The 26,993-nt window shown below is 56.6% G+C and carries 29 protein-coding genes; 20 read left to right on the top strand and 9 right to left on the bottom strand.

Annotation, left to right across the window (positions count from 1 at the left end; genetic code table 11):
• Positions 1-49: 49 nt before the first annotated feature.
• The 4 genes from ACOSDR_RS18215 to pyrC are packed head-to-tail and all read left to right on the top strand — an operon-like array spanning position 50 to position 5,343.
• A complete protein-coding gene (locus ACOSDR_RS18215) occupies positions 50-1,459 on the top strand; it encodes an O-antigen ligase family protein (RefSeq protein ID WP_420732138.1) in 1,410 nt (469 codons plus the stop codon).
• A 10-nt stretch (positions 1,460-1,469) separates the two neighbouring features.
• The gene (locus tag ACOSDR_RS18210; RefSeq protein ID WP_420732137.1) at positions 1,470-2,504 is read left to right on the top strand and encodes a glycosyltransferase; all 1,035 of its coding nucleotides are present in this window, start codon (positions 1,470-1,472) and stop codon (positions 2,502-2,504) included.
• A 35-nt stretch (positions 2,505-2,539) separates the two neighbouring features.
• Complete coding sequence (gene asnB / locus ACOSDR_RS18205; protein WP_420732136.1) at positions 2,540-4,309, top strand: asparagine synthase (glutamine-hydrolyzing); 1,770 nt, start codon at positions 2,540-2,542, stop codon at positions 4,307-4,309.
• Positions 4,306-5,343 (top strand): dihydroorotase, encoded by a 1,038-nt coding sequence (gene pyrC, locus ACOSDR_RS18200; RefSeq protein WP_420732135.1) that lies wholly within the window; start codon positions 4,306-4,308, stop codon positions 5,341-5,343. The genes asnB (ACOSDR_RS18205) and pyrC overlap by 4 nt, the downstream gene beginning before the upstream one ends.
• A gap of 7 nt (positions 5,344-5,350) precedes the next feature.
• Here the strand turns inward: pyrC and ACOSDR_RS18195 are convergent, their stop codons facing one another.
• Positions 5,351-6,199, bottom strand: a complete 849-nt coding sequence (locus tag ACOSDR_RS18195; RefSeq protein WP_420724634.1) for a branched-chain amino acid aminotransferase — start codon at positions 6,197-6,199, stop codon at positions 5,351-5,353.
• Between the two features lie 52 nt (positions 6,200-6,251).
• Positions 6,252-6,893 carry a S24 family peptidase gene (locus ACOSDR_RS18190; protein WP_420724633.1) on the bottom strand — a complete coding sequence of 214 codons (642 nt, stop codon included), beginning with the start codon at positions 6,891-6,893 and terminating at the stop codon, positions 6,252-6,254.
• Positions 6,894-7,250: 357 nt separating this feature from the next.
• Here ACOSDR_RS18190 and ACOSDR_RS18185 point away from each other — a divergent pair, with 357 nt between their 5' ends.
• The 8 genes from ACOSDR_RS18185 (at position 7,251) to ACOSDR_RS18150 (ending at position 15,068) form a co-directional block, all read left to right on the top strand.
• Positions 7,251-7,706: a hypothetical protein gene (locus ACOSDR_RS18185; RefSeq protein WP_420732134.1), complete on the top strand. Its 456-nt coding sequence runs from the start codon at positions 7,251-7,253 to the stop codon at positions 7,704-7,706.
• Between the two features lie 529 nt (positions 7,707-8,235).
• A complete protein-coding gene (locus tag ACOSDR_RS18180; protein ID WP_420732133.1) occupies positions 8,236-8,457 on the top strand; it encodes a hypothetical protein in 222 nt (73 codons plus the stop codon).
• A gap of 2 nt (positions 8,458-8,459) precedes the next feature.
• The gene (locus ACOSDR_RS18175) at positions 8,460-10,163 is read left to right on the top strand and encodes a portal protein (protein ID WP_420732132.1); all 1,704 of its coding nucleotides are present in this window, start codon (positions 8,460-8,462) and stop codon (positions 10,161-10,163) included.
• Positions 10,156-10,425, top strand: coding sequence for a hypothetical protein (locus ACOSDR_RS18170; RefSeq protein ID WP_420732131.1), 270 nt, complete (start codon positions 10,156-10,158; stop codon positions 10,423-10,425). Before ACOSDR_RS18175 ends, ACOSDR_RS18170 begins: the two co-directional genes overlap by 8 nt.
• A gap of 15 nt (positions 10,426-10,440) precedes the next feature.
• A complete protein-coding gene (locus ACOSDR_RS18165; protein ID WP_420732130.1) occupies positions 10,441-11,193 on the top strand; it encodes a capsid assembly protein in 753 nt (250 codons plus the stop codon).
• Positions 11,194-11,330: 137 nt separating this feature from the next.
• Entirely contained in the window at positions 11,331-11,651 is a 321-nt protein-coding gene (locus ACOSDR_RS18160) for a hypothetical protein (RefSeq protein WP_420724627.1), read from the top strand.
• A gap of 522 nt (positions 11,652-12,173) precedes the next feature.
• The gene (asnB, locus tag ACOSDR_RS18155) at positions 12,174-14,006 is read left to right on the top strand and encodes an asparagine synthase (glutamine-hydrolyzing) (protein ID WP_420732129.1); all 1,833 of its coding nucleotides are present in this window, start codon (positions 12,174-12,176) and stop codon (positions 14,004-14,006) included.
• 15 nt (positions 14,007-14,021) lie between these two features.
• On the top strand, positions 14,022-15,068 hold the full coding sequence (locus tag ACOSDR_RS18150) for a class I SAM-dependent methyltransferase (protein ID WP_420732128.1): 1,047 nt from the start codon (positions 14,022-14,024) through the stop codon (positions 15,066-15,068).
• 6 nt (positions 15,069-15,074) lie between these two features.
• Here ACOSDR_RS18150 and ACOSDR_RS18145 read toward each other — a convergent pair whose 3' ends face one another.
• Both ACOSDR_RS18145 and ACOSDR_RS18140 read right to left on the bottom strand, forming a co-directional pair.
• Complete coding sequence (locus ACOSDR_RS18145) at positions 15,075-15,410, bottom strand: DUF1491 family protein (protein WP_420724624.1); 336 nt, start codon at positions 15,408-15,410, stop codon at positions 15,075-15,077.
• On the bottom strand, positions 15,403-16,584 hold the full coding sequence (locus ACOSDR_RS18140; RefSeq protein ID WP_420732127.1) for a CaiB/BaiF CoA transferase family protein: 1,182 nt from the start codon (positions 16,582-16,584) through the stop codon (positions 15,403-15,405). Before ACOSDR_RS18140 ends, ACOSDR_RS18145 begins: the two co-directional genes overlap by 8 nt.
• 138 nt (positions 16,585-16,722) lie before the next feature.
• Here ACOSDR_RS18140 and ACOSDR_RS18135 point away from each other — a divergent pair, with 138 nt between their 5' ends.
• Positions 16,723-18,138 (top strand): malonyl-CoA decarboxylase, encoded by a 1,416-nt coding sequence (locus ACOSDR_RS18135; RefSeq protein WP_420724622.1) that lies wholly within the window; start codon positions 16,723-16,725, stop codon positions 18,136-18,138.
• 17 nt (positions 18,139-18,155) lie between these two features.
• On the opposite strand, the gene ACOSDR_RS18130 is transcribed toward ACOSDR_RS18135, so the two are convergent.
• Positions 18,156-18,836, bottom strand: coding sequence for a helix-turn-helix transcriptional regulator (locus ACOSDR_RS18130; protein WP_420732126.1), 681 nt, complete (start codon positions 18,834-18,836; stop codon positions 18,156-18,158).
• 181 nt (positions 18,837-19,017) lie between these two features.
• Here ACOSDR_RS18130 and ACOSDR_RS18125 point away from each other — a divergent pair, with 181 nt between their 5' ends.
• The 7 genes from ACOSDR_RS18125 (at position 19,018) to ACOSDR_RS18095 (ending at position 23,050) form a co-directional block, all read left to right on the top strand.
• Positions 19,018-19,470, top strand: coding sequence for a hypothetical protein (locus ACOSDR_RS18125; protein WP_420732125.1), 453 nt, complete (start codon positions 19,018-19,020; stop codon positions 19,468-19,470).
• A complete protein-coding gene (locus tag ACOSDR_RS18120; RefSeq protein WP_420732124.1) occupies positions 19,463-20,038 on the top strand; it encodes a GNAT family N-acetyltransferase in 576 nt (191 codons plus the stop codon). Before ACOSDR_RS18125 ends, ACOSDR_RS18120 begins: the two co-directional genes overlap by 8 nt.
• The gene (locus ACOSDR_RS18115; protein ID WP_420732123.1) at positions 20,035-20,865 is read left to right on the top strand and encodes an isocitrate lyase/PEP mutase family protein; all 831 of its coding nucleotides are present in this window, start codon (positions 20,035-20,037) and stop codon (positions 20,863-20,865) included. Before ACOSDR_RS18120 ends, ACOSDR_RS18115 begins: the two co-directional genes overlap by 4 nt.
• A 67-nt stretch (positions 20,866-20,932) precedes the next feature.
• On the top strand, positions 20,933-21,469 hold the full coding sequence (locus ACOSDR_RS18110; protein WP_420732122.1) for a hypothetical protein: 537 nt from the start codon (positions 20,933-20,935) through the stop codon (positions 21,467-21,469).
• A 52-nt stretch (positions 21,470-21,521) separates the two neighbouring features.
• Entirely contained in the window at positions 21,522-22,064 is a 543-nt protein-coding gene (locus tag ACOSDR_RS18105) for a Chromate resistance protein ChrB (protein ID WP_420732121.1), read from the top strand.
• A 27-nt stretch (positions 22,065-22,091) separates the two neighbouring features.
• Positions 22,092-22,838, top strand: coding sequence for a COG4280 domain-containing protein (locus tag ACOSDR_RS18100; protein WP_420732120.1), 747 nt, complete (start codon positions 22,092-22,094; stop codon positions 22,836-22,838).
• Entirely contained in the window at positions 22,835-23,050 is a 216-nt protein-coding gene (locus tag ACOSDR_RS18095; RefSeq protein ID WP_420724614.1) for a hypothetical protein, read from the top strand. The genes ACOSDR_RS18100 and ACOSDR_RS18095 overlap by 4 nt, the downstream gene beginning before the upstream one ends.
• Positions 23,051-23,054: 4 nt before the next feature.
• Here the strand turns inward: ACOSDR_RS18095 and ACOSDR_RS18090 are convergent, their stop codons facing one another.
• Genes ACOSDR_RS18090 through ACOSDR_RS18075 form a run of 4 tightly spaced genes read right to left on the bottom strand, consistent with a single transcriptional unit; the run spans position 23,055 to position 26,548 of the window.
• Positions 23,055-23,558: a DUF934 domain-containing protein gene (locus ACOSDR_RS18090; RefSeq protein WP_420732119.1), complete on the bottom strand. Its 504-nt coding sequence runs from the start codon at positions 23,556-23,558 to the stop codon at positions 23,055-23,057.
• Between the two features lie 19 nt (positions 23,559-23,577).
• Entirely contained in the window at positions 23,578-25,248 is a 1,671-nt protein-coding gene (locus ACOSDR_RS18085; protein WP_420732118.1) for a nitrite/sulfite reductase, read from the bottom strand.
• Positions 25,248-25,559: a DUF2849 domain-containing protein gene (locus ACOSDR_RS18080; RefSeq protein WP_420724611.1), complete on the bottom strand. Its 312-nt coding sequence runs from the start codon at positions 25,557-25,559 to the stop codon at positions 25,248-25,250. The genes ACOSDR_RS18085 and ACOSDR_RS18080 overlap by 1 nt, the downstream gene beginning before the upstream one ends.
• Before the next feature lie 17 nt (positions 25,560-25,576).
• Complete coding sequence (locus ACOSDR_RS18075) at positions 25,577-26,548, bottom strand: NAD(P)-dependent oxidoreductase (RefSeq protein ID WP_420732117.1); 972 nt, start codon at positions 26,546-26,548, stop codon at positions 25,577-25,579.
• Positions 26,549-26,993 lie beyond the last annotated feature (445 nt).

The following is a 26,993-nucleotide window of genomic DNA, read 5'->3' as shown; positions in this document are numbered from 1 at the left end:
GACAGAGCCAAGCAGTCTTCGCCCCCCAGATCAATTCATGGATGGCCGCATGTTTCTTGCCGCAGCGCTGGTTGCGGCCTGGATCGGGTTGGTTCTGGCACCAGGATGGGCAGGGTATGGCGTTATCCTGGTTATGATTTGCGCCTGTATTGTTACGATTTTTCGCGGATATACGCATCTGTTGACCTTGCCCAGGGCGATGGGAACCGTGGGCTGGGTCGCGTTGGCCCTGGCGCTGTGGGGGGCAGCCAGTATTTTCTGGTCTGTCCAGCCGGACATCACAACGCCAATCGTGATTGTGCTATGCGGGGCGGTTTTATTAGGCGTGCCTGCGATTTTTCTGGCCGGTCATCTGACATCGGATTCGGCGGTGGTTGTTCCCACATTGTATGGTGCCTTTGCGATTGTTGCGATTCTGGTTTTCGAAGCCGCATCCGATGGTGCCTTGCGTGGTATTCTGCGAATCAATGGGCCACAATTCAGTATTCTCTATGTCCTCCTGAGCATTTTTATGTGGCCTGTCGCGGCATTGGTGCAGCGCGCCTATGGATGGAAAGAAGCGGCACTGTGGCTGGTGATCTGTCTTGCTGTGCTGTTGATCGCGGCCGGCCCGATAGCCCGGATTGTGTCGGTTGTTGGTCTGGTGTGTTTCTTGTTGTGTTTTATCTCCATTGTTCTGACACGTCTGATGCTGTTATTGGCCCTGTTGGCGTGGAGCTTTGGTCCAGCCGTTGCCGTCACGCTGTACGGGGACCGCATGAACGGCTGGATCCTGGAGAATGGCACGAATTTTCCCTATCTCACCAACAAGGTGGATGCGTGGCGCGCCGGCCTGGCATCCTGGGCTGAATCGCCCTTGCTTGGCTGGGGCGCCGGAATTGTCTCGGCGGATGGGGCACAGTCCTTTTCAACCGCGTCGGTGCAGACCAGTGCTTTTCTGGAACTGATGTTGGGGACAGGCATAGTCGGCCTGATGCTGGCTATTCTGGGCGTTTGCTTTCTGATTTTGCGCTGTGTTCAAGGCCCGCGGGAGGGATGGCGGCTGCCGGCTGCTGCTGCAGTTATTGGAACCGGTCTGGCAATAGCTGTTTCCGGCCTTGGGTTTTGGCAGGGTTGGGTCTTGGCAGCGTTCGTCCTGTCCGGCCTTGCTGTGGCGGGATGTCGTCCCATTGAGTCGAAAGGGGCATCTTTGGGGTCCATTTTTGACAGCGCCAGGAATGACCCGACCCTCTATCATTTCGACAATGATCTTTATGAGGATGATGATCCGGGTGACGACGAATACGAACCTGAAGACGACGACGACTATGATGAGGGTGATTCTGACGAGCGGGATCCCGATTTGTCCCGACAGAGATCCCACGCATTGGAAGATTCGCATTCAAGCACTGAGACGTCGGAGGATGAGGAGGAATGGCAAATTGATGTCGATCCCTCGGATCCCGACAAGCGGAGGTAAAGAGTAGCAAGTGTCTGTATCCGTTCTGCAAGTGATGGCCGGGGCGCAAACCGGTGGGGCTGAGGCCTTTTTCGTTCGGTTGGTCTGTGCCCTGGCGCGCGCAGGGACACCGCAACAAGCGGCCATTCGGCATCATGATGGTCGTCGCAAGACCCTGATAGAGGCAGGCGTCCCGGTTACGGAGCTGGCCTTTTCCGGGAAATTCGACATGATTACCAAGGGCAGCGTTAAGCGCCTGGCGAAAAGCTTCAATCCGGATGTAGTGCTGGTTTGGATGAATCGCGCTGCCAAGATTGCCCCAAAAGGGGATTGGACGGTGGTCGGTCGATTGGGCGGCTATTACAAGCTGAAGAACTATAAGCGCTGTGATCATCTGGTCGCCAACACCCATGATATCAGGGACTATCTGATCCGGGAGGGCTGGCCGGAGGAGCGGGCGTGGTATCTGCCCAACTTTGTCGATGATCGCCGCATGCCACCTGTTGATCGCGCAGAATTCGATACGCCCCAGGGCGCGCCGCTGCTGTTGTGCCTGGGGCGATTGCATCCCAACAAAGGGTTCGATACGGCGTTGGAAACATTGGCGCAATTGCCAAAGGCGTATTTGTGGATCGCAGGCGATGGCAAGGAAGAGCAGGCCTTGAAGCAGCAGGCGGCGCAATTGGGCATCAGCAATCGGGTGCGTTTCCTGGGCTGGCGAGAAGACACACCAGCCTTGCTTTCTGCGGCAGATATTTTCTTCTGTTCGTCGCGGCATGAGCCTTTGGGCAATATCGTTCTGGAAGCCTGGGCACAGGGTGTGCCGGTCGTTGCCGCAGCGTCCCAAGGGCCCAGTCAGTTGATAGAAGACGGCAAGACCGGCCTGTTGGCACCTGTCGACAATGCTAAAGAACTGTCGCGCACCATTGCGCGACTGTTGGACGATCGCAGCCTTGGTCAGGAACTTGTCGGGCATGCGCATGCGGAATTCACCGACAAATACTCTGAAGGCCCGGTTGTCGCCGCCTATCAGGAATTTTTTGAAAAGATCCGCCAATCCTCGTGAACGGAATGGCGATCCCTGGAGCATGATAGAAGTATATGTGCGGCATTGCTGGCCTTATGATGCGGGATGGGTCCGCGCCCAAAGATGCGGTCCTGGATCGTTTGATCACGGCCTTGGGGCATCGTGGCCCGGATGGCAGTGGCCGTCATATTGCTGGCGATACGGCATTGTTGCAGACCAGGCTGGCAATTATCGATCTGACCACCGGGGATCAGCCGCTGTATGAGCCGGGCGGTGCGGCCCTGGTTGCCAATGGCGAAATCTACAATTACATCGAATTAAAAGCGGCGATGCCAGATACGCCGTTTCGCACCGCGTCGGATTGCGAGGCCGCCCTGTTCCTGTATCGCCGGGACGGGGTGCAATATGCCAAGGCGCTGCGTGGCATGTATTCCATTGCGATCCATGACCCGACAGCGGGGGGCAGCCTGGTTCTCAGCCGGGATCCGTTTGGTATCAAACCCCTGTATTATATTGAGACGCCCAGCGCCTTTGCCTTCGCGTCTGAACCGGGCGCGCTGATCAAAGCGGGATTGATTAATCCAATGCTGGATGATGAAGCCCGAGATACCTTTTTGCAGTTACAGTTTTCCTGTGGACGGGATCTCCCCTTGAAAGGCATAAAACGCGTCCTGCCGGGCGAGACATTGATCGTGCGCCAGGGCCGGATTGTTGAACGCCACAGACTGCCAGCACTCCCCCAGGGCGGGCCGGAACCGATTACCGAAGCGGAAGCGCTGGCCCGGTTGGATGATGCATTGAGAGACAGCGTTCGGGTTCATCAACGATCTGACGTGCCCTATGGCATGTTTTTGTCCGGCGGGATCGATTCCAGCGCCATTCTGCGGATCATGGCGGATTTGAATGATGCCCCCGTTGTGGCATTCACCGCAGGGTTCGATGGAACCACCGTGCAGGATGAGCGCAGCCATGCCCGCATGCTAGCCAAACGCCTGGGCGCACAGCATGAAGAAGTTTCATTCGGACAGAAGGATTTCAATCAATTGCTGCCACGCATCGCGGCGGCCATTGATGACCCGACTGCGGATTATGCGATATTGCCCAGTTGGGCCCTGGCAGAGCGCGCAGCGCAGGATTTAAAGGTCGTGTTGTGCGGGGAGGGGGGCGACGAGCTTTTCGGCGGATATGGTCGCTATAGATCGGTTCTGCGCCCCTGGTGGATGGGGGGAAAATCCATCCGAGGTAAGGGTGTGTTTGATCGTTTGGGCGTTTTGCGCGACGTCTCCTCTACCTGGCGTGACAGCATTGCAGGGCGGGAAGCAACCGACAGCATGGATGGGCTGAACCGGCTGCAGGCCGCCCAGGCGACGGATTGTCAGGATTGGCTGCCCAATGATCTGCTGGTTAAGCTGGACCGCTGTTTGATGGCCCATGGGCTGGAGGGGCGCACCCCATTCCTGGACCCTGTTGTGGCACAGGCGGCGTTTCGCCTGCCCGATGTTTTGAAAATTCGTGAAGGACGCGGCAAGTGGATATTGCGACAATGGTTGGATCAGCATTTGCCGGAAGCTGATGCCTTTGCCCGCAAGCGCGGGTTCACGGTGCCGGTCGGCGCCTGGATTAAGTCAGATGCCGCCCGGTTGGGCGCAGCCGTCGCCCGCCAGGACTGCATTGCAGAAATCGCCCACCCTGATCGCGTGATTGCCCTGTTCAAGGCGGCGGGTAAAAAGCGTGAGGGGCAGGCGGCCTGGGTTCTGTTATTTTATGCTCTGTGGCATAAGGCTTGGATACAGCGGGTCGACACACATTCGGCGACAATTCTTGAGGCGTTGGAGGCGACATGACACAAGACACACTCAATCTGATCCGACCGGACGACTGGCATATTCATTTCCGCGATGGGGATATGCTGAAGACCGTGGTTCCGGCCACCGCATCCGTGTTTCGCCGTGCCATTGTAATGCCAAACCTGGTGCCGCCTGTAACCACCGCTGCGGCGGCACGCGCCTATCGTCAGCGTATTCTGGATGCCTGTCCGCCGGGTTCTAATTTCCAACCCTTGATGACAGCCTATCTGACAGAAACGCTGGACCCGGATGATCTGGCAGCAGGGCATGCGGCAGGCGACTTAACGGCGGTGAAACTGTATCCAGCGGGCGCAACAACGAATTCAGATGCCGGTGTGCGCGATATCCGCAAGGTGGATGCGACACTGAAACGGATGGCAGAAATTGGTATGCCGCTGCTGGTCCATGGGGAAGTGACAGATCCCGCAATTGATATTTTTGACCGGGAAGCCGTTTTCATCGAACGGGTGCTGAAACCCTTGATGGATCGTCTGCCGGATTTGAAGATCGTACTGGAACATATCACCACGCGCCAGGCGGTCGACTATGTTGCCACCGCCGGGGACCATCTGGCCGCCACGATCACGCCCCATCATATGGAAATCAATCGCACGGATATTTTCCGGGGGGGCATTCGCCCGCATCTGTATTGCCTGCCCATCGCCAAGCGGGAGGAGCATCGCCAGGCGGTTCGGGCCGCGGCAGTCAGTGGCAATCCCCGGTTTTTCCTGGGAACGGATTCAGCACCGCATCCGGTTCATGCGAAAGAAGCCGCCTGCGGATGTGCGGGCATCTACAACGCGCCGGGCGCATTGTCGGTCTATGCCGGAATGTTCGAGGCCGACGGGGCCCTGGACAAGCTGGAAGGATTTGCCAGCCTGAATGGTCCTAAATTCTATGGTCTGCCAGTCAACGAGGAAAAGGTAACCCTGCGCAAGACCGGCTGGACCGTGCCAGATGTCGTGACGACTGGCGGTGACCCGATCCTGCCCTATCACGCCGGGGAAACGCTGCCTTGGGCGGTTGTCTAGATACCGACTATGCCTTTTTGTGGGAAAACTCCCAGTACAGGTCATGGGCCAGTTTGAATTTCGGCCCGGGCTGTAGGTCGCGATCCTCATAGCGAATGACCGGCATGACCTTGCCATAATTGCCTGAGTTGAAAATCTCATCCGCCTCAATCAGATCCTGGGCGGTCAGGCGGGTTTCCAGCACGGTTTCCCCCCGGTCCCGCAATAATTTGATAACGCGCTGGCGGGTGATGCCGTTCAGGAAGGTGCCATTCACAACGGGCGTCTTCACAACACCATCCTTCGCCATGAAAAGGTTGGCCGTGGCAAATTCCGCGACATTGCCCAGCGGGTCCAGCATGACACAGTTATCAAAACCCTTGGCGCGGCATTCCAATAGCGCGCGCCCCGCATTGGGATACAGGCAGGACGCCTTTGCGTCTGTAGGTGCAGCATCGGGCATTGGCCGACGCCGCGTTGACAGGCAGGCGGAAAAGCCCTGTGTGCCCGGCATCGGCAGAGGGTTGACCGTCAGTGCAAATTTCGTCGAGTCCGGGTCTGGTGCGACAAAGCCAACCTCTGCCCAGAACATCGGGCGGATGTACAGGGCAGTATCGGATGAAAACTGGGCAACGCCTTCGCGTGCGATTTCTTCAATCTTCTTCGCATCCATCGTGGCGCGTAGACCCAGGGCTCCCGCAGATCGCACTGCACGCTGGCAATGCAGGTCCAGATCGGGCGTGACGCCTTCAAAGGCACGCGCGCCATCAAAAATCATAGAAGACAGCCAAACACCGTGGGACATGGAATTCCACAAAGGGGCATTGGCATCGACCCATTTGCCATCGACATAGGTGATCGCGGTGGTTGTTGTCATTCTATTGGTCCTTCACTGTGATGAGGAATTCGGCGCAAAGGGCCAAAATCCATTACTGACGGGCCCAGGCGATGCGCGTAAGCCACAGAACATGCTGTGCCTGGATGGTTTCAATATCCCCCCCATTCAGAGGTGCGATATCAATGGTGTAAGGAGTTTGCCGCAGCAACGTTCCGATGAAAAGCCCGGCGTGACCTGTCAGGCTGTTCTTAAAGCGATAGACCACACGGTCCCCCCGCCGAACACTGATTCCCGGTGCGCAAACCAGCAGGTCACCCGCACGATAGACGGGTTCAAAGTGATCGGACTTTATGTGCAGGCCAAAACAATGGGGGTCTTGTACGTCCGGGAATTCGACAAGATCCCAACCGGCCCCTGTAGGAAATCCATCATCATCATAATTCTGGTCATCGGCAGCCTTATCCAAGGGCAGCGTGGGCAGTTTGAACCCTGATCTGGTCGCGGGATCGCCATGCATGTAATTCACGAAATCGCCTAGGGAAACGCCGGCCACATCCAGAACTTTTGCCAGGCTGTCCATGGAAGGCCAGCGAAGCTCCCCATTTGGTTTCCGACGGCGACCTGCACTGAATACGGCCTGATCCAGCCCAGCCATGCGCGCAAGACGGGCGGGCGACACCCCAACCTGATCCGCAAGGTGATCAATCCCCAGCCAAATGTCTTTTTGCTTCATATGTCCTTCCTAAACGGGCAAATTAATTGTTTTCAAACTTGCGATCTATTAAATCCATTTAATCGGGATTATTCTAAACCTCAAGAAAAACAATTTTCGAACGAATGGCGAGGGTACATACAGTTTGGTCGCACGGCCAATGCTGTAATGGTCGAAATCAGGTTAAATTACACATAGAAAGATCTCATAAAATTTAATTTTTTTAATTATATAAAGAACATAAGTTAGTTAAAATAAGAAAATCGACTAAATTGCCCCTTTTTGTGGTTGACCATAAAAATTTCTAGTAATACGATCTGGTGCCTGTCTGGAACTGCAAAGTCCATAAAATTTGTAATGGAGGATTGGATGACGCGAATGCGACTCATCCCGCGCCCGACTGTTGTTTCACAGGGTGTGGCATTTGATACAGCGCAGGAGGCGTGGCTATGGGCCGCCTTTATCACACGCCATGGGGTCGGCGGGGGCAGCCTTACCGCACATGAATCAGATATCCCAAAACCATGTGAGCCACGGGATGTGATTTCTGTGGCCTGCCGCCTGCGTCGCGCGGGTGTATTGAGTGGCTATGAATTTGGTGCCTTGTGTCGATATGGGGCGGCGGAATGCCCGCCGGATCCGCGCATCCAGGAGGAAGTTCAGGATGAGCGCTATTGGTCACAGGCATTGGGAAAGCTGACTGGCCCCCTGCAGGAAAAAGGAATTGTGAAGATATCCCCCTGGGCGAACTCGGCGACCGGCAAAACCCATACCGGGTTTAAACAGGGTATCGGAATGAGGTCTGATTTTTCTTGTTATGAAAGGAACATATAGTGAATAAACCGACGGGACAAATCCCCTTGAGACGGGCCGTGATCATTGCCTATACGAACCGGACCAGTTTTTCGTTTCTGCGATGGTTGCGGCCAGGGTTTCGCCATTGCATAGCGATCTCTGCCGCCCCGCCTTATTGGGTTCTTGTTGATCCAATATCAAATAAACTCTCACATTCTGTGTTGGATCTTAAAGGGTTGGCCGATTACTTGGTGACGCTTCATCAGAATGGATATCGGTGTCAATTGACCCATACAAACCGCAGCCCCAACGCTGAGATCAGTGTCATGCCCTACACCTGCACCGAATCTGTCAAGCGAACCTTAGGCCTGATCAGCTATCGAATCTGGACACCGTATCAGCTTTTTGTACACCTTAAGAAAAACATATTGACAACATAAGATAGCAATGCAATATTTTAACCCGCAAGAGTAAATCTGAATGATCTGCATATGCCCTATCGCGTGACCGGGGCGATATTTATTAGGCGGTTGCGCGTAACACTGAAAAAGAACAAAAGGAGTCTAAAATGGGTTTTTCATCAAGTGCACCAACACCGCCACCGGTTGTTCCTGCTGAACCGTTACCGGAAAAGGACCCGACCCTGGAAGAACGGGATCGTCGGGTGGAGGAACTGGAGCGCCGTCGTCGTGGCCGCAGCGGCACCGTTGAAACTGGATTTCGGGGCGTTCTGACGCCTGCTTCAACATCGGGTGCGACCAAGCCCGGCAAAACTTACCTTGGGGAATAGATATGACAGTCACATCGCTTGAAACGATGCCGGCTGACTCCATCCTGGGCCGGTTCGAACGGGCGAAAGCCCGCCGCTCGGCCTGGGAAGGTCACTGGCGCGAATGTTACGACTATGCCATGCCTCAGCGGGATGGGGCTCTGTCGGAGACTGTTCCGGGCCAGAAAAAGACGGACAAGTTGTTTGATGGCACGGCCCCGGATGCGGTGGATCAGTTAGCAGCCAGTCTAATGGCGGAATTGACGCCGCCCTGGAGCCGCTGGTTTGATCTGGTACCCGGTCCTGACGTTCCTGCGCAGGACGCCATGCGGATTGCGGGTCCATTGGAAGAAGCGTCGGCAACGTTGCAGCGTCATTTCGACCGGTCCAACTTCGCCGTTGAAATTCACCAATGCTATCTGGACCTCGTGACGGTGGGCACAGCTTGCCTGCTGTTTGAAGAGGCCGCGCTGGGAGAGTCGACAGCCTTTCGTTTCACGGCTGTTCCCTTGGGGGAGGCGGTGTTGGAGGAAGGGCCAACCGGGCTGCTGGATATCAGTTTCCGGCGCAGCGAGTTTACGGAAGAAGCACTGAAGGCGCGGTTTCCCAAAGCAGATGTGATCACCGATCAGGCAGTTGGCGAAACAGATCAGGGGGATAAGAAATATGCCGTGCTGGAGGCGGTTATTCCCGATCCGGATCACGGCTATACGTATCGTGCACTTTTGACAGAAGGATCCCACACGGCGGATCGGGCCACTGAACTGGCTCAAGGGAGTTTCCCGGCATCACCGTTTATCAATTTTCGCTGGATGAAAGCGCCTGGTGAGATCTATGGGCGCTCTCCCGTAATGAAAGCCCTGCCGGATATAAAAACCGCCAATAAGGTCGTTGAACTGGTACTGAAGAATGCCACCATCGCCGTGACGGGCATCTGGCAGGCCGATGATGACGGCGTGTTGAACCCTGCAACGGTAAAATTATTGCCAGGGACGATCATACCAAAAGCGGTTGGATCCAGTGGTCTGACCCCACTCTCTGCGCCGGGTAATTTCGATGTATCGACATTGATGCTGGACGATATGCGCGGACGCATTCGCGCCAGCCTGCTGGCTGATAAGCTGGGCCAGGTGAACGCACCCAAAATGACCGCGACGGAAGTGTTGGAACGATCCGCAGAAATGGCGCGTCAATTGGGGGCAACCTATGGTCGGTTACAGGCAGAATTGATGTTCCCTCTTGTTCGGCGCGCTGTCTCCATTTTGCGTCGACGGGGCGAAATTCCAGATATCGTGCTGGATGGTCACGAGGTTGACTTGCAGATCGTGTCCCCCATCGCCCTGCACCGTCGTCGGGCAGAAGCGCAATCAGCCATGCAATGGTTTGAGATGATCGGTCTGTTTGGCCCGGAAGCCGCCCAGATCGTCAAACCACAGGAAGCCGCGCGATGGCTGGCCAAATCCTTCCGTATTCCTGACACGTTGCTGCGCACACCGGAAGAAATGACCATAGCGCAAGATAAGGAGGCGAATGCAGGGGCAGATCCTTTGGCTGGGCTGGGCAAGATGCTGGGGCCACTGGCGGGGGCCGCTGGTGGAAGCGATCCAACAGCCGCTTTAAGTGGCCTGGCGGGGGCGGCTCAAGCCGCCGTTGATCCAAACGCCGCAATCCCCGGACCGATACCGGCAATGGCGGGGCCGGCAAAATCGGGGGGTGGCAATGTCTGATCAAAAACAGACGGGCTGGGGAGCCCTGACCCCCATCGGGAGCACCGGCGACCCGGACTTGAAGGTCAGGATAGAGCGCGCTTTCGCCCGATGTTTCGCCGGGGCGGAGGGGGAACTGGTCCTGTCGCATTTGCGGGGGTTGACTTTGGACCGGGCGCTTGGACCAAACAGCACGGATGCTGCCCTGCGTCACATGGACGGGCAACGCTGCCTTGTCCTTCACATCCAGTCCCTGATCGATCGCGGTCGCGGGCTTTCTTAACAAAGGGAACAAATCATGAATAAAATAACTGAAACAGCGATTAAACCAGCGCAATCCCCCTCGCAAGGGACGGCTGCGGATATAAACATTCCGCAAAAATTCAAGGATCCCGCAACGGGGGAGGTTAATGTCACCACCCTACTGCGGTCTTATCAGGAATTGGAACGCAAACTGGGCCAGGGACAGGCACCGGGGGGGGATAATGGCCCCGCGCTGGAACTGGATCAGGCCGCCATGTTGAAAGCCCTGGGCGTACCCGACACCCCCGAACAATACCGCATCGATATTCTGGAAGACTATCTGGAACGGGATCTGGAGATGGAGGCTGTGCTGCATCGCGCAGGCTTTACCGAGGCTCAGGTGCAACTTGTCTATGACCTGGCAGCAGAAAAGCTGGCCCCTCTGATCGTGGAGGTCGTGCAGGCCGCCCGCGGGGCTGGTGACTCCGCCCGATTGGAAGCGCATTTCGGCGGTCCGGAGCGATGGAAGGAAATCCGTCGCCAGATGCGGAAATGGGGCCAGAAGAACCTGCCGGGCGATGCTTTCAACTCTCTGTGTTCCAGCTTTGATGGGGTCATGGCAGTGCATCGCATGATGGCCGCCGGGGACGAGCCGGGCCTGACCAAGGGTGGGGATCGTGGGGAGCCGCTGAGCGAGGAACAGTTGAAGCGCCTGATGAATGATCCGCGCTATTGGCGCGATCACGACCCGGCCCTGACCCGCAAGGTTCAGAACGGCTTCAAGCAACTCTATCCCGACGGTGCCTGATCGCCGGGATGATGCTCTCGCGCCCCCGTTTGATTTCTGCGATCGCAGGTGGGGGCGTGTCCATCTGAAGAGACCTTCAGCCATGGAAGACAATCGCGGTCGCACTTACTCAACCACTCGAAAGGAATGACAGTATCATGTTTAACAATAACCACTCGGTCCAGGTGATCGCCAATGGCCTTCAATCTCTTACCCAGGCGGAACTGGCGGAACTGGATTCCATCATCACGCCTCGGGCGGCGATTTTGCTGGCCAAGGCCTTCGGGCCGGAAATCGGCGAATTGCTGGGCCCGTTGCTCGTCAACGATGATCCAAAGGGGAAGGCGGATGCGGAAGAACAACTCCGCCAGATGATGCGCGATCCTCGCTATTGGCGCGACCGGGACCCACAGGTCCTGAATGCCGTCAGCGAGGGCTTCAAGCAGCTTTACCCGGAAGGCAGCGCACCGGCTGTCTGATCGGGGAAAGACAACACCGATGGGCGGTGGACCGGCAGCGACTTTGCCCGGACAGGCCCCACCGCTCATCGGGGTTGGCTGTTGAAAAATGGATACAATCACTTTTTGTGGTCACCCCGGACTTGATCCGGGGTCCAGGGCGGCAGTCAGGATTTATGCGGGCTGCCCTGGATTCCCGCCTTCGCGGGAATGACGGTGGTTTTTCACCATCCGCACTTCCCTCATCCTGAGGAGCGGCACCGCCGCGTCTCGAAGGATGGGCTGTAAGTTTAGTGCTTACAGCGGGCGCACCCTTCGAGACGCTGCGCTCCACAGGGTGAGAGTGCATTTGGCTAATGCTTCGTCACCCCGGACTTGATCCGGGGTCCAGGGCGGCAAGTGCTAAGTGTAGACCGCGCACTCCATTTCCGATATAAATGTTTCAAGGTTCAGAAAGAACCTGTCTTAAAGCGTCTTTAAAAGCGGCAGAAGGCCGGATGATGACTGAAGTGATTTCACCCTTCTATACAGGGGTCGCCTGATATGTGCGGCCTTGCGGGCTATATCGGCAGTGAGCCGCCCGATGCGGATGCGCGGGCGCGGACCTTGCGTTCCATGGCCCATCGCGGACCGGACGGGTCGGGCCAGCGAGTGATTGCCCTGTCGGATTCGACCGTTGTTCTGCTGCATACCCGCCTTGCCATCATCGATCCCGATCCCCGATCTGCCCAACCCTTTGAAGCCGATGGCTGTGTGCTGGTCTTCAATGGGGAGATTTATAACTATCTGGAAATCCGGGACGCGTTGATTGCGCTTGGCCATTCCTTCCGCACCCACAGCGATACGGAAGTGCTGTTGCAGGCCTATCTGGCCTGGGGAGAGGCGGCGCTGGATCGCCTGGAGGGGATGTGGGCCTTTGCCCTGTTGGACCCACGGGACGGCGGTCGGCTGCTGTTGTCGCGCGATCGCTTTGGGGAGAAGCCGTTACATTTGCATCGCTGTTCCCATGGGCTGTATTTCGCGTCAGAGATCAAACAGCTTGCCGCCCTGACCGGCGAAGGGTTCACAGTGAATGCAGAAAAGGTGCATCGCTTTCTGGCCCATGGCTATCGCGCCTTGTTTCGGGACCAGACCTGTTTCTTTCAGGATGTCACGGCCTTCCCTGCTGGTCAGGTCGCCTGGATAACTCAATCGGGCGTAGGGGAGCCTAAGCCTTACTGGACGCCAAAATTTTCGCCCGTTGCAATGACGGCGGGGGAGGCGGCAGAGGGGGCCGCCGTAGAAATAGACCGCGCCATTCGCATTCGGTTACGATCAGACGTCCCGCTTGCCATCAGCCTGAGTGGCGGAATTGACAGCAATGTTCTAGCCGGGATCGCGGTGCATCGCCATGGCCAGCAATTGCATACCTTTTCAATGCTGGAGGCGGACCGCGACTATGATGAAAGTGCCGCCATCCGTGCCGCCGCCACCGCTCTGGGCACGCCCCACCATGAAACCCGTGTATCCAGTGATGGCTTTTTGGATCGTCTGGCGCGGATGAGCCTGGCTTATGACGGTCCCGTCCCGTCGCTGGGCATGTATCTGGATGGGTTCCTGTCGGAGGCCGTGGCCCAGGCAGGCTATAAGGTGCTGATCAATGGCAATGGCGCGGATGAGATTTTTGCCGGTTACTACGATCATTATCTTTTCTGGCTGGCCGGGCAGGCGGAGCGCGCTGATTTTGACGATTTGATCGCTGAATGGCAGGCATCTTTTGGTCAACATGTGCGCAATCCGCTGTTGCGCAATCCGCGCGCCTTTATCGATCATCCGGGCCAGCGCGGACATGTGCATCTCAACGCGCCCCAAGTGGCGGATTATCTGATCGCGCCGGTGGCGGGAGACTTTGAGGAGGCATCTTATTGCCCCGATCTGCTGCGCAACCGGATGCTGAATGAATTGCTGCGGGAATCCGTGCCCGTGCTGACCTGGGCCCATGACAGCCACTATATGGCCCATTCCATCGAAAATCGCGGTGCCTATCTGGACCGTGGTCTGGTGGATTTCATGCTGACCGTCCCATCACAGCATCTGATTCAGGACGGTTACTCAAAAGCGCTGTTGCGCCAAGCGGGGGAGGGAATCGTGCCACAGGAAATCTTAAAACTGAAGAAAAAGCTGGGCTTCAACGCGCCGATTGCCTCTCTGTTGGACAGGCGGGCACAGGATGTTCGGGACCGGCTATTGGCCGACAGCGCCCTGTGGGACATCGTTGATCGCGATTCCGTGGCCCGGCTTTTGCACCCTGAAACAGACAGTCAGGGGATGGACAATTTCCTATTCTGCCTGACGTCTGCCCGTTTGTTTTTTGAAACCAGTGTTGATCCACGCTAAAGGGAATTAGGCCTCATGGAAAAGACATATCTGCCCCGCCTGCAAGACTTGAAGCGTCTGGCCGCTGACCTGCCCCGGACACGGTTCATGGCCCTGGCGCGGATTGAGGCGCTGATCCGCATGAATATGGGCTGGGAGGCCTTGCAATATGATCAGGCACTGTCGGAACATCCTTTTGCGCTGACCCATGCGCTGGTGGAGCGCGCCATTGGGGATTTAGAGGCCGCGCGAAAGATTGCTTTCTGCGATGGCGGGCTGCCGCTGGATCACGATCCGCGGGAGCAGACGATGGAGGAGGAACACCAGGACCTGTTCCAATCGCTGTGGACTCAATTCGATGCGGATCAATATCGCGACCGGATTACCCGTTATGATGATCGCCTGCGCTTCAACGGGCTGGAAAAGGGTGCCTTTGAGGGCATGCGCATCGTCGATATGGGCTGTGGTCATGGCAATTTTGATCATGCCCTGCTGAATGCGGGGGCGGCGGAAGTCGTGGGGGTCGATTATGGATCAGACAGCATCCGCTATGCCGAAGCCGCACGTGACAAGCTGGGCGTGGCGGAAAGCCGCCTGCGGTTCATCCATGCCACGGTCTATGATGTGCCCGAACAATCCGGCAGCTTTGATGCGGCTGTTCAAAATGGCGTGTTCCATCATCTGGATGATGAAGACCGCGCCTACCGCGAAATGCATCGCTTGCTCAAGCCCGGCGGGATCGCCTGGATCTATACGGAAGGGGAGGGATCAATCGCCCGCGACCTGTTCCATGTCTCCGTTCAGATCCTGGCCGATGTGCCAGCGAAACTGGTTCAGGATCACCTGGCCCATCTCGGCTTTTCCATCAACAAACGCTATCACCTGGGCGATGGGCTGAAGGCGGTGTATCGCGCCACCAGTTGGGCCAACATTACAGGGCGTCTGGAAGCGATTGGCTTTGGCGATTTCAAACGCCTGATCGGCGGCTTCGATACCGATCTGGATGTCACCGATGCCGACCCCTATGCCGCCGAAAAGTTTGGCGAGGCCGACATCCGCATTCTGGCAACCAAGCTGGCTTAGAAGTGATTACTTTGGATCAAATGGATTGGCTCCATTCCGATCCTCAATTTCGATGACCCACAGGTCCGGGTCACGCGCACTGGTGCGGGTGATATAGGCATCGGCGTCGGTCTCGCTGGGGGTCGGGTCTTTGGGCAGGGCATCGACCCAGCGCAGTTTACCCTCCATATCACGCTGTTGCGTCAACAGTCGACAGGCCCCGTCCAGGGTGGCGATTTTGACCAGCACCACGCCGGTATGGGGATCACCCTTGTGCAGGACCATGGCGGAGATTCCCTGGCCGCTGCATTGCGCCAGCCCGGCCTGAACCCAAAGGGCGGTTGGCAGGCGATCATCACTCATCCGTCAGGCCCAGTTCGGCCAGAATCTTAGCCCTGTCGGCATCCAGCTTGGGTGCAGGAGGGCGCGTCGATGGGTCTGCGACACCAGATATCTTGATGGGATTGCCCGCCATCATCAGGTCGGGGCCATCCGGGTCCCTCATATGAACCACCATATTGCGGGCGCGGACCTGTGGGTCATTCAGGGCCTGTTCAACATTGTTAATAGGCCCATGGGGGACGCCAGCCGCATCCAGGACGTCCAGCCAATGCGCAGTTGGTTTGGTTTTCAGGGTGGTTTCTAATTCGGTCTTTAGGGCATCCACATTTGCTGCGCGATCTGAATTGGTCAGGAATCTTGGGTCAGTGGCCAAGTCGGGTCGGTTCAATCCAGAGCATAGATCGGTAAACAGCTTATTGTTGCCTGCTGCGATGATCAGATGACCGTCTTGTGTCTCATAGGCTTCGAAGGGGGTGATGGAGGGATGCCGGGCGCCCAATGGACCGGGTGGCTTTCCGGTGACGGCGTAGCGTGCAACAGCATTTTCCAAAATCGCGATTTGGCTGTCGAGCATGGAGACATCGATCATGCGGCCCAGGCCTGTGCGCTCCCTTTCATACAAAGCGGCATTGATGGCGCCCAAAGCGAACAGGCCGGCTGTCAGATCGCCAACAGAGGTGCCAACGCGGGTTGGTGGGCCGCCTGGATGGCCGGTAATCGACATCACGCCCCCCATGCCTTGTACAACCATGTCATAGGCAGGTTTTGTCTTATAGGGACCGGTCTGACCAAAGCCTGAAATAGCCGCATAGATTAGTTTAGGGTTGGCCGCATGCAGCGCATTCCAGTCATAACCCAATCGCGCCATGGCCCCGCCGCGATAGTTTTCCACCAGCACATCGGCCTTCCTGATCAAGGCGTCGAATATGGCGCGGTCCTTGGGGTCTTTCAGGTTGATGGCGATTGATTCCTTGCCGCGATTGAGGCTCAGGAAATAGGCGGAAACACCCTCTATGAAAGGGCCGAAACTGCGGGAATCATCGCCGGTTTCTGGCGATTCTACCTTTATCACCCGGGCCCCCAGATCGTTCAGCATCATCGTGCAGTAAGGACCGGCCAGAACGCGGGTCATATCAATAATCATCAGACCCGCCAAAGGTCCTTTGTCGGAGGGGGTTTCAGGAATGGCGTTCACGGGGACTCCCTACAGAAATGCAAATTTAATCGATTTTTTATCGGATAGATCATACTCTTTTGTACCATGCCGGTTGCGCCGTCTTTTTTCCAGGCCATATCCAATAGAATTAATGCGACAGTGTGAAGGTACAGAGCAATGAGCACGACCCTGGTTGTTAGACAAGAGACTGGTTTTTTCGCCCGGACGCTGGCCAGTTTGCGGGACGTTTGGGATGATCTCGCCGGAACGGAGAGCGTTGAGGCGCTGAAGCCGGATCTCGAAGGGCGTGACCTGACAGTCGTTCGCAAGCAAATGGCGGCATGTCTGGAACGCAAGGGCGGTGAGGTTTCCGCGCGCAAACGCGCCGCGGCCCTGGGCCAGGCCTATCTGTCACTGAGCCGGGATGGACGCCGCCGGTTTCTGCTGGTCCTGGCGAAAGAGTTTGGCACCAATCCAGAAGACATCGATAAGGCCCTGGAGGGGTGGAAAGAAGCGGGGGATGATGCTGCCCGTTATAAGGCGGAAGAAGCGTTGAGAAACGCCCTGACCCCAGCCAGCACCATCCTGTTGATGCAGTTCAACGCACTGCCGCAAGGGGTGAAATTTCTGGTGGATATGCGGGCCGATATCCTGTCCTTCCTGTCAAAGGAACCGGATCTGAAACCGTTGGATTCCAGTCTACAGGCCTTGTTGGTCAGCTGGTTCGATATCGGCTTCCTGGAAATGCAGACGATTTCCTGGAACTCTCCCGCCTCTTTGCTGGAGAAGCTGATCGAATATGAGGCTGTCCATGAGATCCGATCCTGGGAGGATTTGCGAAACCGCCTGGAATCGGATCGCAGGCTGTACGCCTTTTTCCATCCGCGTATGCCAGAAGAGCCGTTGATCTTTGTCGAAGTCGCTCTGGTCAACGGCCTGTCTGGCAATGTTCAGAAATTGCTGGATGAAGCGGCCCCGACCGGGGATCCGGAAAAGGCCGATACGGCGATCTTCTATTCCATTTCCAATACGCAGAAAGGGTTGCGCGGTATCAGCTTTGGGAATTTCCTGATCAAGCGGGTGGTGGATGACCTGCGACGGGATCTACCAAATTTGAAGACATTTTCTACCCTGTCACCCATTCCGGGATTCCGTAAATGGCTGGAAAAGGCGGTGGCGGACGGCCTGCCTAATATCCTGACGGCGGAAGATCGCCGCCGGTTGAAGGATGTGACCGGCGAAACCGCGACCAAAGGCTATCTGATGAAGATTCTGTCTGATCCCTCCTGGACCCAGGATGATGATTTGGTTGCCGCCTTGAAAGAACCCCTGACCCGGTTATGCGCCCGCTATCTGGTGGAAGAGAAGCGTGGTACCCAGCCGCTGGATCCGGTCGCACGGTTCCATCTGCAGAATGGATCCCAGGTCGAGCGGATCAACTGGATGGGCGATACATCCCCCAAGGGCATTGAGCAATCCGCCGGGATGATGGTGAATTACCTATATCGGCTGGGTGATATAGAGCGGAACCATGAACGGTTCTCCAGTGATGGCACCGTGGTCTATTCCAGCGCGGTGAAGGCCCTGCTGTAGTGGGGTAAAGCGCCTCTTTAAGTCAGATTTGTCGTGTCGCGCCATTTTTGGCGCAGGCTGGCCGCGCAGTCATGGAACGGGGTGTTCAGACGGTCTGCCCTGGTGATCCGGTCAAGCCGGAAATGACGGAAGTCCTCGCGCAGCTGACACCAGGCGGCCAGAACGATCGAGTCGATGTAATAGATAATTGCCAGTGGCAGGATCGTTCGGGTGCTTTCTGTGCCTTGGGCATCTGTGTAAGCGATTGAAAGACGGTCCTCCTCGCGTAATGCTTCACGGAAAAATCGTGCATCGGTATCGGATTTTGGAATCGCATTCCAGTTAGAGGCATAAAGGGCACGGTCCGCCAATGGACCCGCATGCTCCGGGATGGCAGATGATATCTTGCGGCTTGCCCGTTCTGCCGCGCGCAGCAGTCCATGATCCTGTGTGCGACCTAACATGGCCAGGCCAACAACAATGGCTTCCATCTCCTCCGCATCAAACATCAGGGGCGGCAAGTTATAGCCAGGCCGCATGATGTAACCGATCCCTGCTTCTCCTTCGATTGGAACCCGCATCGCCTGAAGCGTAGCGATATCCCGATACACTGTGCGTTTCGTGACTTCTAACCCATCGGCCATGGCTTGCGCCGTTAATGGACGATCAGCCGCGCGCAGAATCTGGATGATTTCAAACAGGCGTCCTGACTTGCTCACTCATAGTCTCCTCAATTCAGGGACTATAGCACCACTGCTGACATACTGTTGTCAGCAGTAATCTGATTATCTTTCGGGACGGACAAAAAAGTTTTCGTAACCAAGGAGACATTGAGATGAAACGCGACGCGCATGAAAGTGTTATTTTCCATGAAAACCCTGACCTTTTTAGGGGGCAGTCATGACTGAATCCAGGCGGTTATCGGCATTTGAAACCCATTCGGTTCGTATGTTGAGATTCTGGACTGTCACCATTCAGGGCCCTGCGGAAGACATTGCACGCATTATGGAGCATGTCACCGCCGTCACGCCCTTGAGGCAAGGCCCCTATGATAACAATGCTTATGCCACGGCTGCCGGTACGGAGCGGTATCGGCCGCTGGACGGAGCCGCAGCGGGAGCCGAAAGCGTAGTGCGGGAGCGCCCCGGCGTGGTCGAAGTCAGTTTCGATCTGACACCGGATCAGAATATTCTGGAGCAAGTGGTCGAAGCGGTGTTTCAGGTACACAGCTATCAGGAACCGGTTATAAAGGTTCAGGACACTCTGGTCAGCCGCTCAAAAGGGTTGGATGACCGCGATAATCCGCACCGCTGGTGGAATACGACGGGGGACTGGAAACAGGCAGATGGGTAATTCAGATACGATAGAATTGCTAGAGGCGGGACCGGATGTTTGGGACGCTTTTGTTGATTTGATGGGGCCAAAGCAAGGCGGTTCCGGGGGCTGCTGGTGCATGTTGTGGCGATTGGATCGCAAAAGCTTTGATGCGGGGAAAGGAGAGGGTAATCGCGATGCGCTGAAGGCATTGTTTGAAACCGATCCGCCGGGGCTGCTGGCTTTTGATGGGGACAAGGCGGTCGGTTGGTGTGCGATTGCGCCCCGCCCAGCCTATCCCTATCTGGACCGATCACGCCTGTTCAAACCACTGGATGATATACCGGTCTGGTCGGTGTCTTGCCTGACAATTGCCAAGAGCCACCGGCGGCAGGGCCTGTCGGTGAAATTGTTGGATGGTGCAGCGGATTTTGTTCAACGCCGCGGTGGCCCGGCGGTGGAAGGCTATCCGGTGGATCCCAAGGTTCCCAATTATCCGGCCGTTTATGCCTGGACAGGACTTGCTGCCGCCTTCCGCAGGGCAGGGTATCAGGAAGTGGCTAGGCCGTCTGAAACACGGCCCATTATGAGAAGGATGCTGACATGAGCAATCATTGTGAAGAAAAGCGTGCGGCTTTCCGGGCCCTGCACCAGCAGGATACCCCCTTTGTGATTCCCAATCCCTGGGATGTCGGATCTGCGCGAATACTGCACGGATTTGGGTTTCAAGCCCTGGCGACGACCAGCGCTGGCATGGCTTTTTCCATGGGGGTCTGTGAAGGGGAAAGCACGCGCGATGCCGTGATGGATCACTGTCGGATGCTGGTGGATGCGACGCCGCTGCCGGTATCGGCAGATCTGGAAAAAGGTTTTGCCGATACGCCGGACGGGGTTGCTGAAACCCTAACTCTGGCCGGGGAAATTGGTCTGGCGGGCTGCTCCATTGAAGATCATACCGGGGATCGCGCCGACCCGATCTTTGATCAAGGGCTGGCTGTAGAACGGGTGGCCGCAGCGGTGGAGGCAGCGCATGCGATCTCGCCAGCCTTTATCCTGACCGCGCGTTGTGAAAGCTTTCTGTGGGGCGGGACAGATCTGGATGCGGTGATCCGCCGATTGCAGGCCTTTGAGGCGGTCGGGGCGGATGTCCTGTATGCGCCGGGTCTGACGGATCTGGATAGTATCCGCACGGTGTGTCAGTCCGTCACACGACCGGTCAATGTTGTGATGGGAATGCCGGGCGCCACCTTTGACCTGGACGCGTTGAAACAGGCTGGCGTCAAGCGGGTTAGCATTGGATCGGCCTTCGCCCGTCTGGCCTATGGATCGTTGCTGGCGGCGGCGCAGGAAATTCAGGAACAAGGCAGCTTTGGCTTTTCGGGCCATGCGGCCGGGTTTGCGGCGATTGAGCGCTATTTCCGTAAATCGCCATAAATTATCGCTGGCACGTCTCTTGCTACATGTCTCTTACCAGATTTGATGCTGGTTGGAGGCCTGTAAAATGAAGATAACATCCTTTTTAGAACCGATCCGCGACGATGGGTCTGCTACAACCCTGTTTGGGGAAACCGGGACCCCGATGCTGGGTCACAGTCGACGCATCAAGCGTTCAATGAGTCTCGGTAAGGCTGGGGCTGCAGGCAAGGCTGGTCGCCATCAGGACCGCTTACCAGATCCGCCGCCACTGGGCCCTTTTGGCGACGATTATGACCGCGTTACGCCCAGCCTTGAAGCCACCTATCTTATGATTGGCGACCGCTATGACCCACGGTCACTGGCGCTGCATGATATGATTGATATGACCGATATGCTGGTCGCCGGTCATGTCATCACCCGAAGCGATCAGGCCTTGCTGCTGCGCGGGCCTACAGGGCGGGGCTATTCCATGACAACCGTGACACAGCCACGGAACAGAATCGCCGAATGGCAGGACTATCTTGCCCAGGGGGTCGCACGATCCGATCTGAATGCTGTCAGCCGGGCGACCCGGGCGCTGGGTATATTCGGTCGTGTCGCGGCAACCCGGTTGCCGATATAGAGCATTAATTAATTCAGTTGAAATGTAACGACTGTAACATTAATGTTGTTGCATGATAACGATCTCATGGTTGCTCCTAACCTATAAAGTGCCAGCGGAACCGGCATCGAAACGCATTGCTCTTTGGCGTAAGCTGAAAGGCTTAGGTGCGGTCTATTTGCAGAATGGCGTGTGCTTGCTGCCCAAGACCGACAGTCATGTGCGGCGATTGAAAATGTTGGAAAACGACATTGCTGAGATGAAGGGAGACTGCGTCATACTGGAGACGCTGGCCCTGGACAAGGCGCAAGAAGACAAGGTTGTTGCCCGGTTCAAGGCGGACCGGGACGATGCCTATGAAGAATTCATCGACAAATGTGATGATTTTGAACGCGAGATCGCAAAGGAGGTCGCGGCGGATCACTATACTTATGCTGAATTGGAAGAGAATGATGTCGACCTGAAGAAATTACAGGGCTGGTTGGAAAAGATCAAAACGTTGGATTTTTATGGGGCCGCGCAGGCTGGGGAGGCCGGTGAGCGATTGAAGGGCTGTGAAGTTCTGTTGGATGACTATGCCAAACGGGTTTTTGAGGCGCATGAAGAAAATCTCTGAACGAACCAATTTTTGGGGTGTCGCATTATGATGATAACATCTGCTGAAACAACGGCCATCGGGGCGGCTTTCCTGGCCTCCGTGGTGGAGGTGGTAGAAGCCTTCACCATCGTTCTGGTCGTCGCCACCTTACGCGGCTGGCGCCCAGCAATACTGGGTACTGTGGCGGCGCTGGCGGTGTTGGCGGTAATCATTCTACTGCTGGGACCTGTGTTGGATCAGATCCCGATCCATGTGCTGCAATTGAGTATTGGGATTTTGTTGCTGTTGTTTGGCATTGGCTGGCTGCGTAAAGCGGCCTTGCGGGCGGGCGGCGTGATGGCGCTGCATGACGAGGATGCGATCTTTAAGAAGGAAGCTGCCTTGTTGGAAGAAGAATCCAAGCGTCATCGGAAATCTTTGAACTGGATCGGTGGAATCACTGCTTTCAAGGCCGTCCTGCTGGAAGGGTTGGAGGTTGTCTTTATCGTTATTGCGGTCAGTGCAGGGCGTGGATTGTTGGTCTCCGCCAGCCTGGGCGCGGCGGCTGCCTGTGTTCTGGTGCTGGCTGTCGGTGCGGTGCTGCATCGTCCCTTGTCGAAGGTGCCGGAGAATACGCTGAAATTCGGTGTTGGTGTGATGTTGTCCGCCTTTGGCGTGTTTTGGACCGGTGAAGGGTTGGGCGTGGAATGGCCGGGCGCGGATTTGGCCCTGTTTGTATTTGCGGCCCTGTTCCTGGCGGTTGGATTGATGGCTGCCGCCATGGCCAAACGGATTAAGGGAGCGGTCGCATGATCACCATTTTGAAAGACGTCGCTGAAGAACTCTACAGCATGTTTATGGGCGATATTTGGCTGTCCATGGCGGTATTAGCTGTTGCCGCGGGGACTGCGGTGATTACAGAACTAACCCCGCTCGATCCGTTGATCGGCGGGGCTGTACTGTTGGTCGGCTGTCTGCTGGTCGTGATCGGCAGCGTGCGCCGGTCTGCCTTAAAAGCGAAGTAACGGCCTATTCGGCAGCAGCGATGGCGCGACGCTGAGCCCAGACAGCAGGCGTGCCGTCGGCGGCGGGCTGATAATAGTGGGACAGTTCGCCCATCGCCTCAATCCAGCCTTGAGCCTCTGCGCCGTCCTTTACCTGGAAGGCATCAAAACCTGCGCGCTTCATGAACAGATATTGGTCGCGCAGGACATCCCCCGTGGCGCGGACTTCACCCTGGAAGCCATAGCGCTGACGCAGCAGGCGCGCGGCGGAATAAGACCGTCCATCGGTGAATTTTGGGAAGTCCAGGGCCACCACTTGCAGGCGAGGCAGGTCTGCGGCAATTGCGGATACATCATCGCCTGGAACCAGTTTCACGCCCAGTTCCGCGCGGCTGCGCACCAGCGTCTCGCGCTCTGCCAGAAAGCGTTTATAGGAAACGATGGTTGGAATGTCTGCCTGGACAGGAGTGTCATCCGCAGCAACCAACCATTGATCTGACACTTGGGTACCATTTTTGATCAGGGCCATTGTCTTCACTTTCTATGGGTTAGGCGGCTTTAGGGCCGTACAGGTTTTCCTTAAACGGGGTGTGACCCACTCGTTCCAGGGTATCGATGAACCGTTCAGCAGGGTCTTGACGCAGCGACAGATAGGTCTCCACAACATTCTCAACCGCGTCGATGATGCCATCCGCACTGAAACCAGGGCCGGTGATGTCCCCAATGGCAGCCGCATTATCGGCCCGCCCGCCAAGGGTCAGCTGATAATGCTCTTCCCCCTTCCGATCGACGCCCAGAATGCCGATATGGCCGACATGGTGGTGACCACAGGCATTGATGCAGCCGGAAATCTTGATCTCCAGATTGCCGATATCGTATTGCCGGTTCAGATCGGCAAATCGATCAGAAATCTGTTGGGCAATCGGGATCGCGCGCGCATTGGCCAGATTGCAGTAATCCAGGCCGGGGCAGGCGATGATGTCGCCCGCCAGCCCGATATTGCCTGTCGCGAGACCGGCTTCGACCAGCTTGTCATACACGGCAGGCAGGTCCGACAGCTTCACATGGGGCAGAACCAGATTCTGCTGCAAGGTTGCACGGATTTCGCTGTCCAGGGCATAGGCGTCCGCGATATCGGCCACTGCATCCATCTGATCGCCGGAGATATCGCCCGGAATGCCGCCCGTGGGCTTCAGCGATATATTGACGATGGCATAGCCTGGCTGGCGATGGGCCACGACATTGCTGCGCACCCAATGGCGGAAGTCGCGATCTTCGAAACGCCGGGCCTCATAACCAGTATCGGTATCCGCCAGTACCTCAAAATCCGGGGCACGAAAATAGGCGGCGATCCGGTCCCGTTCTTCGGCGGGAAGATCAACGCTGGTTTCTTTTTTCAGGTTGGCCCATTCAATCTCAACAAGCCGCCGGATTTCTTCAATCCCGACCTCGTGCACCAAGATTTTGATGCGCGCCTTATACTTGTTATCACGCCGGCCCAGCATGTTATAGACCCGCAGGATTGCCTCCAGATAGGACAGCAGATTATCCCTGGGTACGAAGTCACTGACCGTTTTGGCAATGAAAGGGGATCGCCCCTGACCGCCGCCGATCATCACTTCAAAGCCAGTTTCACCTGCGTCATTTTTCTTAATCGTCAGGCCAATATCGTGTACGCGCACGGCAGCACGATCATTAGGGGCGCCGGTGACGGCAATCTTAAACTTGCGCGGCAGGAAGGAAAATTCCGGATGGAAACTGGACCATTGCCGGATCACCTCTGCCCAGATGCGGGGGTCTTCGAATTCATCCACGGCCGCACCCGCATAGGGGTCTGCGGTGGTGTTGCGGATGCAATTGCCCGACGTCTGGATAGCGTGCATTTCAACCTTCGCCAAATCCTCCAGGATATCGGCGGTATCCTCCAGCTTGATCCAGTTGAACTGAATATTCTGGCGGGTGGTGAAATGGCCATAGTCCTTGTCATACTTGCGCCCGATATGGGCCAACATGCGCATCTGTTTGGCGTTAAAGGTGCCATAGGGAATGGCGACGCGCAGCATATAGGCGTGGATCTGCAGATACAGGCCATTCATCAGCCGCAGCGGCTTGAATTCGTCTTCTGTCAACTCACCCTTCAATCGACGTGCGATCTGGCCCCGAAACTGGGCGACGCGTTCCTTTACAAGGGTTTCATCAAATTCATCATACCGGTACATTATGCGGCCTTTCCAAGGCTGTCTGCCTGTTTGCCCAGATCCAGACGTACGGTTGGACCCAGGGCACGAATGCGTTCCTTGTTTTTGGTGGGGACGGGCTTGCCATCTTCCAATTTCACATCAATCGGCAAGGCGTCCACAACGGTGCAGGCCTTTGTCGCTTGTGCGGCGATGGCTTCCATTGCGGCCAGACTGTCGGCGTCCTCTGCAACCCGTGCGTCATAAACGCTCTCGCTCCAGCGACCAGTGGGGGTCAGCCAGACGGCGATGCCATCGATCAAACGATTTGCGGTAATGGCTTTCAGGCTCATGGTGATTTCCTCTTGTATCAGGCGCTTAAAGCGCGGGGCAGCGGATCGGCGCTGCCATGCCGCAGGGTTTCGTAACGGGTATTGGCGGTTTGACCCGGTAAGGCCAGGATAACGACAGTCCTGCCAGCGCTGCGCGCGATTTCCGCGCGGTGCAGGGCATCTGCGGGACTGCAGGTGACCATGCGGTCGGCATCCCGGCGCACCAGTTCCAGTGCGGATGCCCCAAATTGCGCATCGTGCAACAGGATATCGGCGCGCTGTAACTTGCGCAGTGCCCGCAGGCTCAACATATCTGGTTCATTGGGAGAAAGTTCCACAATGGTGATGTGACCATCGGCCTGGTGATGCACATCACGGCCATTCAACGCAGTCAGCATGGCATCATTCGCGCCGCTGTCATCGCCATTCAGAACTTGCTGTGCGATGGGGCCATCGAAGAATCGCTCCCAAAAGGCGCGGCGCAGGGGGCCTTCCGAAATTGTGGCAGTGACTGCGCGACGAAACCGCTGGGAAAAGGCGGCCAGGGCCCCCAGGCGGGAAGGCAGGATGGCTTCCAGCGTTTCGCGTACCGACCGCGCCAGGATCGGGGCGGCACCGCCTGTGGCGATACCGATGATCACCGGATTGCGGTCCACGATGCTGGGGATCAGAAAGTCGCACATTTCTGTACGATCCACCGCATTGACCGGCACCCGATGGGCGCGCAGTCGCGCGACGCTGGCCTCAGCCTCTGCATCATCATCGGTCGCGACAATGCCAAAGGCTGCATTTTCTGCGATATCCTGATCGGTTAGGGCGCGGTAATGCAACGTGACCCGACCTGTAGCTGCCATTTCTTGAATGTCACTGACAGCAGGGGCCTGACTGAAAACATTAATCTTTGCCGCAGTCCGGGCGATCAGGCGCAGTTTACGCAAAGCAGCATCCCCACCGCCAACGACGATGATTGCTTTGCCTTCCAGGCGCCAAAAGGACGGAAATACGTCCATAAGAGTGTCGCTTTCGTTCCGCGTTAATTCACACTTATAAATGTGTGAATAATGTTATAGACAAAATATAAGTGTGAATTAGTGAATTGTCCAGTCAGATCCTATAATTTAAGTATGAATAGTGGGATTAAGTGTTTGGCAGGTGGGATGGTTCTATTCTCCCTCCCCCTAGAGGGGGGAGGGTTGGGGTGGGGGTGACAAGGCCGTAAGGCCTTTGCCTGCGGATAACTTGGATGCGGAGGAGAGAGCACCCCCCTCCCAACCTCCCCCCCTTGAGGGGGGAGGGGTAAAATATGGGGCTCCCCTCCTCAAGGGGGGAGGGGAATCGCATATGGCAGATTTGCCATAGGCGGCGAACAGGATTCTAAGGAGGTTTTCCATTTGCGGAGGACCTCATGGAGCAGTTTGAAGACACGTTTGGGGATTTGCCGGACCCGCGCGCGGG

The sequence above is a fragment of the Hwanghaeella sp. 1Z406 genome, assembly GCF_048892425.1.
Classification (GTDB): Bacteria; Pseudomonadota; Alphaproteobacteria; order UBA8366; family Aestuariispiraceae; genus Pacificispira.
This window is presented reverse-complemented; position numbering and strand designations above follow the sequence as displayed.